Annotated in this window: 16 protein-coding genes; 8 read left to right on the forward strand and 8 right to left on the reverse strand. The window is 45.1% G+C overall.

The window, feature by feature from the left end; all coding sequences use genetic code 11:
- The first annotated feature begins 7 nt into the window (after nt 1–7).
- Genes FHS56_RS08675 through FHS56_RS08685 form a run of 3 tightly spaced genes read left to right on the forward strand, consistent with a single transcriptional unit; the run spans nt 8 to nt 3,961 of the window.
- On the forward strand, nt 8–970 hold the full coding sequence (locus FHS56_RS08675) for a YihY/virulence factor BrkB family protein (protein ID WP_166919767.1): 963 nt from the start codon (nt 8–10) through the stop codon (nt 968–970).
- A complete protein-coding gene (locus tag FHS56_RS08680) occupies nt 957–2,834 on the forward strand; it encodes a DUF4153 domain-containing protein (RefSeq protein ID WP_166919769.1) in 1,878 nt (625 codons plus the stop codon). The genes FHS56_RS08675 and FHS56_RS08680 overlap by 14 nt, the downstream gene beginning before the upstream one ends.
- Before the next feature lie 8 nt (nt 2,835–2,842).
- Nucleotides 2,843–3,961: an endonuclease/exonuclease/phosphatase family protein gene (locus FHS56_RS08685; protein ID WP_166919771.1), complete on the forward strand. Its 1,119-nt coding sequence runs from the start codon at nt 2,843–2,845 to the stop codon at nt 3,959–3,961.
- Here FHS56_RS08685 and FHS56_RS08690 read toward each other — a convergent pair.
- From FHS56_RS08690 to FHS56_RS08715, 6 genes are all read right to left on the reverse strand, one after another.
- Nucleotides 3,924–4,997, reverse strand: coding sequence for an AI-2E family transporter (locus tag FHS56_RS08690; RefSeq protein WP_166919773.1), 1,074 nt, complete (start codon nt 4,995–4,997; stop codon nt 3,924–3,926). The two genes, FHS56_RS08685 and FHS56_RS08690, sit on opposite strands and share 38 nt — an antisense overlap.
- A 399-nt stretch (nt 4,998–5,396) precedes the next feature.
- A complete protein-coding gene (locus tag FHS56_RS08695; protein ID WP_166919775.1) occupies nt 5,397–6,116 on the reverse strand; it encodes a tetratricopeptide repeat protein in 720 nt (239 codons plus the stop codon).
- Between the two features lie 24 nt (nt 6,117–6,140).
- Entirely contained in the window at nt 6,141–6,719 is a 579-nt protein-coding gene (locus FHS56_RS08700) for an RNA polymerase sigma factor (protein WP_166919777.1), read from the reverse strand.
- Nucleotides 6,720–6,914: 195 nt separating this feature from the next.
- Nucleotides 6,915–8,132 (reverse strand): hypothetical protein, encoded by a 1,218-nt coding sequence (locus FHS56_RS08705; RefSeq protein WP_166919779.1) that lies wholly within the window; start codon nt 8,130–8,132, stop codon nt 6,915–6,917.
- Nucleotides 8,133–8,174: 42 nt separating this feature from the next.
- Nucleotides 8,175–8,924: a hypothetical protein gene (locus tag FHS56_RS08710; RefSeq protein WP_166919781.1), complete on the reverse strand. Its 750-nt coding sequence runs from the start codon at nt 8,922–8,924 to the stop codon at nt 8,175–8,177.
- A complete protein-coding gene (locus FHS56_RS08715) occupies nt 8,879–9,463 on the reverse strand; it encodes an RNA polymerase sigma factor (protein WP_166919783.1) in 585 nt (194 codons plus the stop codon). The genes FHS56_RS08710 and FHS56_RS08715 overlap by 46 nt, the downstream gene beginning before the upstream one ends.
- A 237-nt stretch (nt 9,464–9,700) precedes the next feature.
- Here FHS56_RS08715 and FHS56_RS08720 point away from each other — a divergent pair, with 237 nt between their 5' ends.
- The 5 genes from FHS56_RS08720 (at nt 9,701) to FHS56_RS08740 (ending at nt 13,840) form a co-directional block, all read left to right on the forward strand.
- Nucleotides 9,701–10,204 (forward strand): RNA polymerase sigma factor, encoded by a 504-nt coding sequence (locus FHS56_RS08720; protein WP_166919785.1) that lies wholly within the window; start codon nt 9,701–9,703, stop codon nt 10,202–10,204.
- 191 nt (nt 10,205–10,395) lie between these two features.
- On the forward strand, nt 10,396–12,195 hold the full coding sequence (locus FHS56_RS08725) for an acyl-CoA dehydrogenase family protein (RefSeq protein ID WP_166919787.1): 1,800 nt from the start codon (nt 10,396–10,398) through the stop codon (nt 12,193–12,195).
- Nucleotides 12,196–12,325: 130 nt separating this feature from the next.
- The gene (locus FHS56_RS08730) at nt 12,326–12,820 is read left to right on the forward strand and encodes a TlpA family protein disulfide reductase (RefSeq protein WP_166919789.1); all 495 of its coding nucleotides are present in this window, start codon (nt 12,326–12,328) and stop codon (nt 12,818–12,820) included.
- 4 nt (nt 12,821–12,824) lie between these two features.
- Nucleotides 12,825–13,427 (forward strand): thioredoxin family protein, encoded by a 603-nt coding sequence (locus FHS56_RS08735; RefSeq protein WP_166919791.1) that lies wholly within the window; start codon nt 12,825–12,827, stop codon nt 13,425–13,427.
- A 194-nt stretch (nt 13,428–13,621) separates the two neighbouring features.
- Nucleotides 13,622–13,840 (forward strand): hypothetical protein, encoded by a 219-nt coding sequence (locus tag FHS56_RS08740; RefSeq protein WP_208409656.1) that lies wholly within the window; start codon nt 13,622–13,624, stop codon nt 13,838–13,840.
- A gap of 393 nt (nt 13,841–14,233) precedes the next feature.
- Here FHS56_RS08740 and FHS56_RS08745 read toward each other — a convergent pair whose 3' ends face one another.
- A complete protein-coding gene (locus FHS56_RS08745) occupies nt 14,234–14,755 on the reverse strand; it encodes an NADH-quinone oxidoreductase subunit B (protein WP_166919793.1) in 522 nt (173 codons plus the stop codon).
- A gap of 1 nt (nt 14,756) precedes the next feature.
- Nucleotides 14,757–15,254, reverse strand: a complete 498-nt coding sequence (locus FHS56_RS08750; protein WP_166919796.1) for an NADH-quinone oxidoreductase subunit A — start codon at nt 15,252–15,254, stop codon at nt 14,757–14,759.
- Nucleotides 15,255–15,266: the final 12 nt, after the last annotated feature.

The raw sequence follows: 15,266 nt of genomic DNA on the forward strand, positions 1-15,266 counted from the left end.
AAACATTATGGCAAAGTCGCAGTTATATCAACAGTTACGACAATGGCTTGAAAGGCAGCTGTATTACCGCTGGGCGCGCCTGAAAGCCCGCCACCTGTATGTAGGAGGGCGCAAACGTGCAGTGCCCCTTTGGTTAGTCATCAAACGACTGAATCACAAACTACAAAAAGACCAAATCGGCATGCGGGCAGCAGCAGTTTCTTTCGACCTGCTACTGGCGCTCTTCCCTTTTATCCTCTTTTGTCTTACGCTTTTGCCCTATTTGCCCATTGACCGCTATGCCGTATTGGAGTTTTTACGAGAAAGCCTACCGGCTGAAATCTATGCTTTTATTTACTCCACAGTAGAAGACCTGCTACAAAGCCAACGGGCAGACCTGCTCTCGCTGAGTATATTCTTCGCTGTTTATGCTGCATCTAAAGGCATGGATGCGTTGGTGATGGCTTTCAACCGCTCGTTTCGTTTAGCAGAGGAGCGCTCTTTCTTACAACGCAAGTGGGTGGCGTTGCAGCTTACTTTCCTTACGGCAATGATGATTTTTTTAGCTGCTTCCTTGCTTATTGCCGGGCGTTTTGCATTGAAGTTGCTTGTAGAATGGAACATCCTCCAAGAAGGATGGCTTACAACCTTACTGTATGTGGCAAAGTATGTACTCAGTTTTTCTGTGCTATGGCTGTTTACTTCTATCATCTACTTCATTGCACCGGCAAGCAGTGAAAAGTGGCGCTTTTTTTCTATAGGTAGCCTCGTATCCGCTGTAGGCATCATTTTAGCTACCGTTGGTTTTTCGCTTTATCTCGAATATTTTAATACATACAACAAACTGTATGGTTCAATAGGCACACTCATTGTACTGATGTTGTGGATGTATCTGCTGGCGTTTATTCTGCTGCTGGGCTTTGAAGTCAATGCGGCGCTGCTGGAAGCTCATGTAACTTATAGAAACACACTAAACGATGAAGACAATTAGGCTACAAGACATATGGCAGTATATCAATAGCCGGCATCTACTCATCAGCTTCTACCGGGCTTTTGAAAGTGCCATCTTCCGCTTTCCCATGGTGCTGCTCAATAACGTGGTGGGGGTTTATGCCGCCATACGCCTTACAGGCTCTCTGCCTCCTGCCGAAGCGTGGTACCTAAGCAAGTTGCTGCTTTGCTGTTTGGTGGGTTTCCCATCATTTTTAAGTTTAGCACTCCTCAAAGAGCGGCTCCAATACAATACACGACAACGTTTGTTTGCCGATGGCGTCGGCGTCCTTTTGCTTACTGTCTTATACCTTGCTTTTTCGCCGACATCTCTTACTCCGCAAGATGGCTGGCTTTTTGTGTTGAGTTTGGGCTCTACTGTCCTGCTACTCAGCTTTGTGAACTTCATGTCGCGTTACACCGATACTGCCTTTTGGCAGTTTAATCGCTGCCTGATAGAGCGTGCTCTGTGGAGTGGCATCTATGCCACTATATTGTTTGGCGGTGTGGCTGTGGCTTTTGTTTCTTTAAACGAGCTATTCTATCTCTCTATTCCCAACCGTGTCTACCCCATCGCTGCTATTCTGATTTATGGAATTATCGCCAATACGCACTTTTTGGCAGGTGTGCCGGCAAACATAGAAGACCTTGAGCAAGATATACACTACCCCCAACAATTCTTGCAGTTGGTAGCATTTGTTTTCTTTCCTTTATTGTTGCTTTACAGCTTTATACTCTACGCTTACCTTGTAAAGATACTGCTGGTGTGGGCACTGCCCAAAGGCTGGCTGTCTTATTTGGTACTTAGTTACGCTATTCTGGGCATCGCTACCTTGCTGATGACTTATCCCATTCAGCAGCGCCTGACCAACCGATGGATGTACTTGCTTATCCGTTTTTTCTTTCCGCTGCTTTTGCCGCTTTTAGCGCTCAATGCCGTGGGCATAGGGGTGCGTATTGCCGAATATGGATGGACCGAAGCGCGCTATTTCATTGTCCTTTTCAACGTGTGGCTATGGTTGGTCAGCCTTTATTTTATCATCAGCAAAAAAAAGCTGCTTTCTTTTCTGCCATTCACTCTTTGTGTGTTGTTTTTGTTTGCCCTACTTAGTCCATGGAACATATTTTCCGTGTCGCTCAAAAGTCAACAAAGCGAACTGATTCGTCTTCTTAAAAAAAGCAATGCACTGGGTGCCAACGGGCTTATTCGTTTCCATACAGACTTCCAGTGGCAGATGCATGAGCAAGAACGCATCGTTTCTATCATACAGTTCTATGAAAGACGCCATAAGCTGGACTATCTCATGCCTCTGCTCCCCCGCGCCATGGATACTCTCTTTGTAGCCGACAAGAGTGAACGCTACCGCGCTCATGTGCTGCTTAATGCTTTGCAAATACGCCAAGATATCCCCATTCACCTGAGCCATGCACGCCGCATCGAAGTATTTACGCCTAAAAGCTTGGTCATGCCAGTGCAGGGTTATGATTTTATGCTCACTGTTTCTTGCGTTACCTGCCCCGAGGCTGCCGCACAACCCGTAACACTACCCGGACGCCCCCTCTTTTACCTCAATTTTCCCGCACCGCCATACAATAGACTCATTCTGCAAGGAAGCAATCACAAGCAGGAAGTTGTAATAGAACTCGCCCCACTACTCCATTCCATAGAGTTAAGAGCAGAAGCAAAAGCAGAAAAAAACGATATCAGTCTGGAGTTGCTTCCTGCCGAGCTTACCATAATTCAAGAAAGCGACAGCTACCAAGCCAAGCTACTATTGCAAAGCCTGTATGTTGAGTATTATCCTGACATGCCCCCTCGCATCACGCATATGGAAGGACAACTCTTACTGCGCTTTATTGACTAAATTGCTTTATGAAACGCATTCGATACCGTTTGGTTTCTTGGATTTTCTTGCTTTATAGCTGTTTTGGCTTGCTGTGCTATGCCTCGCTGTGGATACCCCCTAACGAAACATGGTGGTGGTCGGGTTTTTTAAGTCTACTTATACCAGCAGTAGCCCTTTCCTTCCTGTTGTGGCTGCTGTTTTGGATGCCTCGCCGGCAGCTCTATGCATGCTTGTCGGTCGCTTGCTTGCTGGCAGCTACCCCCGCCCTCAACGGTGTGTTTCAGCTCAATTGGAACAGTTATGCCCCTTCACAAGGTAAGACGGCAGCCGACATGCTCAGCATTATGAGCTACAATGTACGAGTATTCAATGTATATGAGCACTTGCAGGCAGGAGACAGTTTGATATCTCGGCAGATGATACAGTGGGTCAGCGAATATCCGGCACAAATAAAATGCCTGCAGGAAATCTACAATGAAGACAGCTCAGAGGTATTCAATACAGTAGAAAAAATAGCTCAAAAAGGCAAGTATAATTATTATTTGGCACCTCTGCCTTCAAATAACCCCTATAAAGTAGGTTATTTTGGCATGGGCATATTTTCTGTGTACCCCATTGTACACAGCGGTTTCTTAGAGTTGGGCAATCGACGCTCCAACCGTGCCATTTTCATCGATATTGTGCATGAACAAGATACAGTACGCATCTACAATGTGCACTTGGCTTCCATGAGCATAGACATCAGCGGCAGTTTCTCTACTGGCGAAGTCAGCGCCCGCTTTATGAACATCTTGCGCAAGCTTAAAGAAGGCTTCATCCGACGCACGCATGAGCAGCAAATACTGCTCACCCATATCAGGCAGTCGCCTTACCCGGTCATCGTATGTGGTGACTTCAATGCCCTGCCTCACTCTTATACCTACTGGGCTTTCAAAAAGACATTATCGAATGCTTTTGAAGAAGCAGGCACCGGCTTCGGCTTTACCTACTCCAACCCTCCCTTGCTTCTGCGCATCGACCATCAGTTCTTTGATGATTCCTTTTGGCAAGTAGTGGGGTGTCAGGTCTTGCGCCAAATACCTTACTCTGACCACCACCCTTTGGTAGCTATTTATCAAAAGCGCTCAATGGCTCGTCGCCAATAAGCATTGCCCATGCTTTGCAAGCAGGCAGTTCCTCTAAAATGCACTTTACAATAGCTGCATAAGGGATAGCCAGTACCATACCGGCTGCCCCCCAGAGCATGCCGCCTACTACCAACACCAAAATGATGGTAAAGGCATTCAGGCTCACTTGTTCACCTACCACCAAGGGCGTAACGACATTATTCTCTAAAATCTGTACTCCCCAAAAACAGAGCCCTATACCCAGCGGATACCACAAGCTGTCTTGGGTGATGAGTGCTACTGACATGGGAATTAAACCCCCCAAAGCTGTACCTATGTAGGGGATGAAATTGAGCAAGCCTGCCAGTACCCCAAACAATAGGGCATTGTCCATGCCAAAAGCAAGTAAAATAGCGGTATCCAAGAAAGACACTACCAAAAATACCAATAACATACCTAAAATATAACGAAAAATCACATGCTGCAACTTGCCAAGTACACGCTTCAGGTTTCCTCTACGGGCAGGGGCTGTAACAAAAAACAAAAAGCGACGCACCCGCTCTTTATAGTAAAGCATAAAGAAAGTATAAATGGGAATCAATGAGAGGGATGTCAGCAAGCCCCCAAAAAATTGCCCGCCACTGCTGGCTATCCAATTTAAGGTAGACAGTTTTTTTTCCGGATTATTCACCAGCACTTGCAAATAACGCTCCTGCTCGGCTTGGCTGATGCCCCAATGTGCCTCTACATAAAGGCGCAGATGTGCCACCCATGAGATAAAACGGGTGCTTATCTCCTGCCAGTTGGTAGAGAGGTCGCGCAGCTGTAGGGCTATGACAAACAGCAGCGAAAGCATCACGCCCCCCACTAGCAGCAATGCTAAAAAGATAGCAAGCATAGCGGGCATACGGGTTTTTCGCCGTAACCACGCTACCAGCGGATTCAACAATAACGCTAACAAAAAGGAAGTAGCCAAATCTATGAAAAACGAAGAAGCAATATGCAATAGATAACCGCTTGCCAAGAAGACTATTAAGCCCGAGGCTGCTTTCTGTAAGTAGTTGCTTTGTTGCATGGGGCATTTTTTAAGTTTAAATGAGACCATCACAAGGCTGCGCCTTTGTTTACAAGTTATTCTTTTTAAACAAACAAGAAGCCTCCGCATCCGATTCTTTTCAAAAAAAGACATCAAAAATTGCACTGACCGCTTTGTGGAAAGCGGCTTTCATACCACCTCGTTTACTGTAATTAAAAGAGCCTTACAAAAAGGCTCAAACCACTCATGATTTCAGCTGGCTTTAAAAGTAAAATTGCCAAAATAAGTGAGCTCAATAAAACCCAAAACAAAACGTATGAAAGGTCGAAGCAAGCATCATGGCTAAAACAATGGGCAAAAAATACACTCCCACAAAAAAGCACTTTACACAGCGCCCTCAAGGTAAAAAGCCCTTGAAAAAGACGAGTCTTTTCTGCCTTATTCCGACAGTGCCTTCAGCAATTCCTGGGCTACCGAAGTGTAGTGTTGCCCCTTGGCAAGGTGTTCGAGTATTTGACGGGCAGCCTGCGGGCGATGCTCGCGCAACAACACCAGTGCCAAATACCATTGTGCGGTTTCGGAATAATAAGTATTTTCAGATTGGAAGTTAATCAATATGCTTTTGGCTTTTTCGGGCTTGCCCGTTTCTATGTAGCTGATGGCTTCATACAGTTGCAGGGGTTCTATGGAAGCCCCTGCTTCCCGTGCTTCTTTAAATTCTTCTACTGCCTTGTCATAGGCTTTTTGTTCATAAGCCTGCAGCGCTTCTTCGAGCTGGGGCGAGAGTACTACTTCCTGCACAGCCACCCCCTTCGTGGGCAATGGTTTGTAATGAGCCTCAAACAGACGGTTCGGGGTGTAGTAATACTGAAATCCCAAAGCAAAAACAAAAAGTGCCATCACCAAGCCCAAACCCAAGCGCATGCGTCTTTTCAAGCGACTGCGGCGCTGCTCCTGCCTATGCAACAGTTTGAGACGCTGCTTCATATCGTTCCTGCCTATCTGACGGACACCTTCCATGATTCCCCACAACAACACTGCCTCACGACGCAACGTAGGCTCCTTGTACATCATCATTTCCAGCTTTACCCGTTCTTCACTGTCTGCTTCCCCACGGTACACCTTCTCCACCAAAGTTTCAAATTCCGCATTCATCATAGCAGCATTTACATTTAATCGTTTTCAATCTATGGAATAGTTTTTCAGGCGTTTTTCCACTGTTTTTCTGAGTTTTTGCAAACAGCGTGCCTTTTTGTTTTTCATCACATTGTCGTTTTTGTATCCCAGCTTTTGGGCTATATCTGCCAGCGAAAGCCTATCGAAATAAAACCATTTTAAAATACTCCTGCAAGGTTCTTTCATTGTTTGAGCCGCTTCGAGCGCTATTTGCTTTATCTGCGCCTGCTCTTCGTCTTCAAGAAACGAAGGCAAAAAGTGTTCTTCGGTCAAATAGGCAATTTGTTGCTCGTTGCGCTGTTGAATTCTCGTTTTTTGAAACCTTCTGTATATTAAATTCTTGGCAATCGCAAACAAATAGGTCTTCAATGAGCTCTTGATATCCGGCATGTTGCCACGGCATAGCTTTTCATAGAAAATCACAAATGCCTCTTGAAATGTGTCCAGCGCTTGTTCCCTATCTAACGCAAACTGTTTATAACTCCAATGAATAAATTCTCCATGTACATCCAAGTAGTAGCGTTCCACCACTTTGATATTGCCTGTTTTGACTGCCTCCAATAGTTCCTGGTCACTAATCGCCATTTGACTTTCAGGTATTTAGTAAAAAGAAGTGCGAACTTGTTAGCACATAAAGTTAAAAAAAGCTGTATTCTTGTTTTCCCTTTGGAAAGAAGACTACGAGCAAGGCTGTGTTGCGTAGTAAACAACAAAAGGAAGTACCCTTTAAAAGGGCAACTTCCTTGCGACGGCACATAAGTGCCAGACAAATGCTCTCTTTTACAAACGAATGCCAAAAGAAATGGGCTGTAATCCTATGTTTTGTGAGTCGTCGAAAAGAGTATTTAAGTCATACTTGGCAAACAACAACACGCTGCCATATCCTATTTGTACTTCTACCCCATAGCGCAAACTGCTCAAATAAAAGTCGCCTTTGTTTTTTACTTTGGGACCACCTGTGGTCTGTATTTTAGTCCATGCATTTACTCGGTAGCCCACATAACCACCAATACCAAACTTGAAACTACGGTTACCATCGGCATGCACACCACGATACAGCAGGCGCACCGGCACATTCACGTAAGAGACTACCAGTTTATTTTTTTTGAGGCTCTTCCCAAAATCTGCTTCATAGTCTCTCCATTCTACACCCGTATCCGTCGTATGCAGGTAATACGAGGGCTTATATTTGAAGTTGTACCAGTCCCACAACAAGCCAAAGTCCACAGCCCAATAGTTGCCATTTTTACCGGTTAACAAGCGGCGGCGAGCACTAATGCCCAATCCTACATAGGTAGAGTTCAAGGGGCGTACCGCATACGCCGCGTTTTGGTCGTTCGGAAAGCTACCGTCTTGCAAATAGTTGTTAATACCCAAATCTAAGTACAATACAGAAGACCGAAATTTCGACTTAAATGTATCATTCTTCCCACTAAGCGAAATGCGCTTTGTTTCTTTTTTTCCACTTGTATTTTCATCTCTTGCCATGCGCTCCACGCTAATAGAATATTTGTTTCCCAAAGCGACACTCAGCTCCTCCATATCTTTTCCAAACTCTTCCATGTCTTTTTCAAACTCCTCCATATCTTTTTCAAGCTCTTCAATATCTGCTTTATTCATAGGCACGCGTACATCCACAATGCGTTTGCCCTTCTTGTCATTTCTCACCACAATATGCACATACTCCTTTTTGTCTTGCTGGTGCTCTTCATCCACCCGCACCAATAGGCTCTTATCTCCGGCATTCACCAACTCATAATTATATTTAATCGTTGAATCACCGGGCACCTCCGTAGCAGCCACTTCTTTTACCACCTGTTCAATCAGCGCGTTGAAGTCAACAAACTTCAATTGCTGTAAAGCCTGTTTGTCTTTGGTAACTACCATCACAGTAGTATGGTCTTCCAACTCCACGCGTATGGTATCTTGGGCATGAGCCGAAAAATAAAGACACAAAGTAGCCATGCCCAGCAATAGTTGCTTGCCGATTCGTTTCATTTTTCCTTCGCTTTTAAAGGTGAATTTTTATTTCAGTTCAATCTATTCGCCTATTTCTTTTTTCAGATACAATACCTGATTGAGTACTTTTTGCACTTTCTTGTCGCGTATGATGCGTATTCCCATAGGCTTGCGCTCCTCTGCTCCGGTAGCAGGTATAGCCTGCTGCTCTCGCTCAGGTGAGAGTATGACCTGTACCCGCACACGGGTAGGAGGAACCGAATAGCGGTCAGCTGTGCTTGTTGTCTTTACTGTGGATTGCTTTGCTTGCTCTTCGTCGAGTACATGGTCATCCATCGGCAGTGGCTCAGACATCTGCCCGGTTACTGGCTGTTTTGTTTGCTCGCGAGCAGATGTCAAGTTGGGCAACTTCGGCTTCACATCAGGCTTTGTCTTATCCTTTGCTACTGTGTTTTTATTGCTTATGTCTTCCATTTCGCTACTTTTGTCTTCACACTCTCTGGTCTCTTGAACAGGCTGCGGTCGTACGCCACTTGCTTCGGTCGTCTGTTCTTTGCTTGTTTCCACAGACATGCTACCGGCAAACAAAGTGAGCTGTGGCTCTTCCATGTGAAGAAGATAGTAACCGCCTATGCTTAGGCTGCCCACTAGCAGCACCCACAGCCACCATTTTCTGTTCACCGGTCGCCCCCTCTTGGCAGTGCCTTTCCTGCCGCGTATGCGCTCCCATGCATCCACAGGTGGCGGCACTTCGTAGTGTTTCAACTTATCACGAAACACTTGATCTATAAGCTCTTTATCTGGCTGCATTGTGTTTCTTCTATTATCCATGATTGTAGCATCTTTCTGGCTTTCGCCAATTGACTTTTACTCGTTCCCTCACTTATGTTCAACATGCTTGCTATTTCAGCATGTGTAAATCCCTCGATGGCATAGAGGTTAAAAACTGTTCGGCACCCTTTGGGTAAGCGCTCCAGCAATTTCATCAAGTACTCTGCTTCCAGCTGTGATAATGCTTCTTCGGGTAGCTGTAATTCATCGGCTAATGCGTCTGTTCCTTCCGTTTCAATTGTAAGCAGAAGGCTTTTACGTCGCAGATATTGCAAGCATTGGTTCACAAAGATGCGCCGCATCCACCCTTCGAAGTTTCCCTCCCCTTTATATTGCTCTATGTGCTGAAATACACGCTGAAAGCCCTCTAAAAAAGCATCTTCGGCTTCCGGCATGGGCAAGTAACGGCGGCACACTGCCATCATCTTTGCCGCATGGCGCTCATATAGTGCCGACATCGCCTTTTCGTTTCCTTTGCGCACCGCCGCCAGCAAAGATGCCTCGTCTGTTGTTACGTCTCTTTTTCGTAGTCGTATCATTCTGCTTTGCTCAAAGCTTTCATTTATATAGATGCAATTTACTAAAACAGGGTTGCCCAGAAGCGTTATTTTTTTGCAAAAACATATTCTGTTTAACTTTTTCAATGATGTGATAAAACAAAACTCTTTAGTTTAATTTTTTTGTGTAACTTTTAAATGAAAAAAGTTAAACAAAAACTTGGTCATTTCTTGCCAACTTCCTATCTTTGAAGAAGATAAAACCAAACCAGCAAAACGATGAACTCAACCAGCGATTTCGGGCATATCTTACAAGAGGCGGCTGCCTCGCTGCGCCCCTTTGCCTTTCGTATGGTCAAAGATAAAGAAGCTGTCGATGACCTGATTCAAGAAACTTTGTATAAAGCCCTCAATAATAAAGACAAGTTTTCTGCAGGCACCAACCTAAAAGCTTGGCTTTACACCATCATGAAAAACACTTTTATTTCCCAATATCAGAAAAACAGCCGCCGACAGACATTTGTAGATACCACCGAAAACCAGCATTTCATCAACTCCGGCGAACGCATCGCCTACAATGACGCACTGAGCAATCTGAGCACACAGGAAATCATAGATGCCATTGAAAGCCTCGCCGAACACTATCGCGTCCCTTTTCTTATGTATTATCGCGGCTTCAAATACCAAGAAATTGCTGAACGTCTGGACATACCCATTGGCACCGTGAAAAACCGTATTCACATTGCTCGTAAGCAGTTAAAAGAAAAATTGTCGAAAGCCTAAAGACCCGCCAGCAAACAAATATGCTTTACAACATTGTTATATAGGGGAAGCCCAAAAAGCTTCCCTAAATTTTTGCCCTACAATAACTTTCATAAAAATTTTACAAATATTCTGCATGCATAATATTTTTTTCTTACATTTGTCGATAAGAATGATTCCTTCTTTTGTCAACATGAAAACTGTTATAAACTATGGAAACCGTAGCAAACAAAAACCTGATTAAAGGTGGTGAGTTCCTGATTAAGGACATTACCCCCGAAGAAATTTTCACTCCCGAAGATTTCACCGAAGAACAGCGCATGCTGATTCAGGCATGTAAAGACTTTTTGGAAAAAGAAGTATATCCTAAGGTAGAAGCGCTGGACGAAGCCAAAGATACCTCTCTGATGGTGAGTTTGCTCGACAAAGCCGCTGAGTTGGGGCTGTTGGGCGCCGGCGTGCCCGAAGAATACGGTGGCATGGGCATGGACTTCAACTCTACCATGCTTATTGCTGAATATCTGGGAGCCGGGCACTCTTTTGCTGTAGCTTTCTCGGCACATACGGGTATTGGCACACTGCCTATCCAGTATTACGGCAACGAAGAGCAAAAGAAAAAGTATTTGCCCAAACTGGCTTCTGGCGAATGGAAAGCAGCCTACTGCCTCACCGAGCCCGACTCCGGCTCTGATGCCAACTCGGGTAAAACCAAAGCCACCCTCAGCGAAGATGGCAAATACTACATTATCAACGGGCAAAAAATGTGGATAACCAACGGTGGCTTTGCCGACCTGTATATTGTGTTTGCCAAAATTGATAATGATAAAAATCTGAGTGCCTTCATCGTAGAGAAAGATTTTGGCGGCATTACCATGAACCCACCAGAAAAGAAAATGGGTATCAAAGGTTCAGACACCCGCCAAATCTTCTTCAACGACTGCAAAGTGCCGGTAGAGAACTTGTTATCGGAGCGTGAAAATGGCTTTAAAATAGCGGTTAACATCTTGAACATCGGACGTATCAAGCTGGCTGCTTCCGCTGTGGGTGCTTCCAAAGCTGCCCTAAGCCATGCCATCCGCTATGCCAATGAACGCAAGCAGTTCGGTCGCCTCATTAGCTCGTTTGGTGCCATCAAGCATAAAATTGCCGAATCGGCTGTGAAAATCTTTGCTTCTGAGGCAGCCACCTACCGTGCCGGTCAAAACATTGAAGATGCCATCAAGATGTATAAGGAAGCCGGCATGAGTGATTCGGAAGCCAAACTGGAAAGCTTGAAGCAATTTGCCATCGAGTGTGCCATGATGAAAGTGCACGCTTCGGAAGTATTGGATTACGTAGTGGATGAAGCCGTGCAAATCTATGGCGGTATGGGTTACTCTGCCGAATCGCCAGTAGAGCGTGCTTACCGCGACTCCCGAATCAATCGTATTTTTGAAGGCACCAACGAAATCAACCGCCTGTTGACCGTCGATATGATTCTGCGCCGCGCTATGCAGGGTGAACTCGATGTGATGGGTCCTGCCATGGCTGTTGCCAAAGAATTGATGGCTATTCCTGATTTCGGTGCCGAAGCAGATACCAGCCTCTTTGCTGCCGAGCTGAAAGCAGTCAAAAACTTCAAAAAAGCCATCTTGATGGTAGCCGGTGCTGCCGCTCAAAAACTGGGTAAAGGCTTGGGCGAAGAGCAAGAAATCATCATGAATGTAGCCGACATGCTCATAGAAACTTATGTGACAGAGTCGGTGCTGTTGCGTGTGCTCAAGATGGCTCAGAAACAAGGCGAAGAAGCCACCGCCCTGTATCAAGACTTGGCTCGTGTGTATCTTTACGATGCCGCAGATGTGATTCAAAAAGCTGCGCGAGAAGCCATCACTGCCTTTGCCGAAGGAGACGAACTGCGCGTCATGTTGCTTGGTTTGAAGCGCTTTACTAAATTAGAGCCCTTCAATGTGAAGGCAGCCCGCCGTCGCATTGCTGACTATCTCATCGAAAAGAACGAGTATGCATTTTAGTGTTTAGGGTTGAACATATAGCAAAGCCGCCCATGAGTTTCTCATCGGGTGGCTTTTTTTTTATTGCATTTTAAATGCCTTTTAAACAACATTTTATAGTGGTCGTGCGTTTTGTAAAAAAACAAAGTGCATGATGATGCTTTCTTGCCGTATCTACCGTTTTCTGCTTGTCTGTCTGTTGTGTAGCCCTTTAGTTTCATGGGCACAGTCGGTGGAGGTTATCAAAATAGACCGTCTGGAAAAAGAAATACAAGAGCATAAAGGCATTCTTATTGTCAACTTTTGGGCTACTTGGTGCGCCCCTTGCGTAAAAGAACTGCCCGACCTTTACCGTATTCATCAAGACTTTGAGGCAAAAGGTGTAAAATTGCTGCTGGTAAGTCTTGATTTTGCCGACGAGCAACCCAAAGCGCTTGCACTACTCAAAAAGAAAGGCATAGCTTTAGCCACCTTCCTGCTTGACGAAACTGACTATAACACATGGATTGACCGCATAGAACCTCGCTGGCAGGGTGCCATTCCCATGACAATGATTTATAAAGACGGAAAAAAGACAGCTTTCATTCCCGGACCCGTCAGCTACGAAGCACTTGCCAGCCACATTCAGAATCAACTAAACCCATAAAAATATGAGAAAGTACTTGCTCACACTCCTGCTCCTGTCGTTCGGTGTCTTGACATGGGCACAAGGTTACAAGCCCGGCGACAAAGCCATCGATTTTAAACTAAAAAATATCGATGGGCAGTATGTATCGCTTGCCGATTTCAAAGAAGCTAAAGGGTTCATTGTGGTGTTTACGTGCAACCACTGCCCTTTCTCCAAGATGTATGAAGACCGCATCATTGCCTTAGACAAGAAGTACAAGCCATTGGGGTATCCGGTGGTAGCCATCAACCCCAACGACCCCAAAAAACAACCGGAAGACAGCTTCGATAAGATGATTGAACGAGCCAAAGAAAAAGGCTTTACCTTCCCTTATCTATTCGACGAAACTCAGGAGATAGCACGCACCTACGGGGCAACCAACACACCGCATGTGTTCGTCTTAAAAAAGGAGGGCAAAGACCTTATTGTAAGCTATATTGGTGCCATTGACGACAGTCCACGCGAGGCAAGCAAAGCAAGCAAAAAGTATGTAGAGCAAGCGGTAGATGCGCTGCTCAGTGGCAAAGAAGTACAGGTGAAACAAGCCAAAGCAATCGGTTGCACCATCAAGTGGAAAGAAATGTAAGTACTTGTGATACATAAACTTAATGCCTGTCAATCAGACAGGCATTTTTTATTTCTATCGGGAAATAGGCATTTTGTTTTTTCTCTTTTGCTTCTGCTGCAAATTTTTTTTACTCCAAATAGGTTACCTTTTTCAATTAAGGGAATAAAGAGGCGAATTTAGATTCATTGTTAAACCTCAAAATTCTAAGTACTATGAAAAAGTTATTTTTGATGCTGTTGGCTGCTGGTTCTTTCGCACTGGTTTCTTGCGGCGAAGGTCAAAAAGAAAACGCTGAAAATCAAGAGCAACCTGCTGCTGAAGATGTACAGCCTGCTGAAGAGAAACCAGCTGAAGAGCAACCTGCTGCAGAAGAAACTCAATCTCAAGAAGCTCCTGCTGAAGGTCAGTCTCAGCAAACTCCTACTGAGTAATTATACGGAGTAATCTTAACAAAAGCGAGCACGTTCCAACGAACGGCTCGCTTTTTATTTTTTGCGGGGTTACTTTTTTCGTTTTTTTAAAAAGCGCATTCATAAAAGCAAAGTATTGCCTAAGCAAAAAAGTATTATTGGCTGCTGCTTCTTTCGTATGAGTTTCTGCAGCGAAGGTCAAAAAGAAAACGCTGAAAAAAGCATGGAGGAAGCCACCGAGCAGGTATAAGAAACTGCCGAAAAGGCTAAAGATGCAACTAAAGAGGAGGGCGAAAAATCTATTGAAGAAGCGGAAAAGCTACCGAAGAAGTGAGGTACTTTTTTCAAGTGCTTCTTTTTTTCTTAAAACGTATCAGGATGAGGTTTTCACAATTCCCACCTTTTGACTTGCATTCAGTAGTTGTTTTCGTCTTTTGCTTTTAAAATACGACGAATGCCCGATAGGTCTTTGAGAAAAGACTCTTCCTTAATCTTTTGCTGTAATTTCATAAAGGCACCGATAAGGGCTTCGGGGCGAGGCGGACAGCCCGGTACGTAAAAATCTACCGGTATGATTTTGTCCACTCCTTTCACCACATGGTAGCCATGCTGCCAGTAAGGACCTCCACAGTTGGCGCAAGAGCCCATGGAAATGACATAACGAGGCTCGGGCATCTGCTCATAAAGGCGCCGAATGCGGTCTGCCATTTTGAAGGTGACGGTACCGGCTACTATCATCACATCGGACTGGCGAGGCGAATTTCGGGGTATAATTCCAAAACGGTCCATGTCATAGGCAGAAGCATAAGCCGCCATCATTTCAATGGCGCAGCAAGCCAAGCCAAAGCCCATAGGAAAAAGCGACGACAGGCGTGCCCAGTTGAGCAAGTCTTCGGCTTTCAATAAAAGTACACTCCCCTGATGGTTTCTTTCCATGTTATACCTTCTCTTTGGGTTTGGCGACATAGCGGCGGTTTACAGCTTCATATAAAGCATCAGGTACTGGCGACTTGAGCGTTGGCAGTAGTGGCTTCGGTCTTAACCAATCGAGAAAGCCTCGACGCCAAGCATACAGCAAGCCGCCAATCAACAGCCCTATAAAAACAAATGCTTCTATAAAAGCCAGCCATGCCCACCTGCCTTGTGTAGCTTCGATGAGTGCTTCTTGTCCAAAAACAATAGCCCATGGAAAGAGGAGCACAGTTTCAATCTCGAATAAGATAAAAACAAGAGCAAGTGTGTAAAATCGAAAATTGAATTGCCCCCAGGCATGTCCTATGGGTTGTTCGCCGCATTCGTAAGTGGACAATTTCTCCGGGTTCGGCTTGCGGGGTGCCAGCATATAGGCAACAAACATGCCCCCCAACAAAAATAGAGCACTCCCTATCATAAACAACAAAATCACGGAAAAAGATGAGAGTGCTCCGTTAGGCATGAGGTCTGACAT

Source organism: Thermonema lapsum (assembly GCF_011761635.1).
GTDB lineage: Bacteria > Bacteroidota > Bacteroidia > Cytophagales > Thermonemataceae > Thermonema > Thermonema lapsum.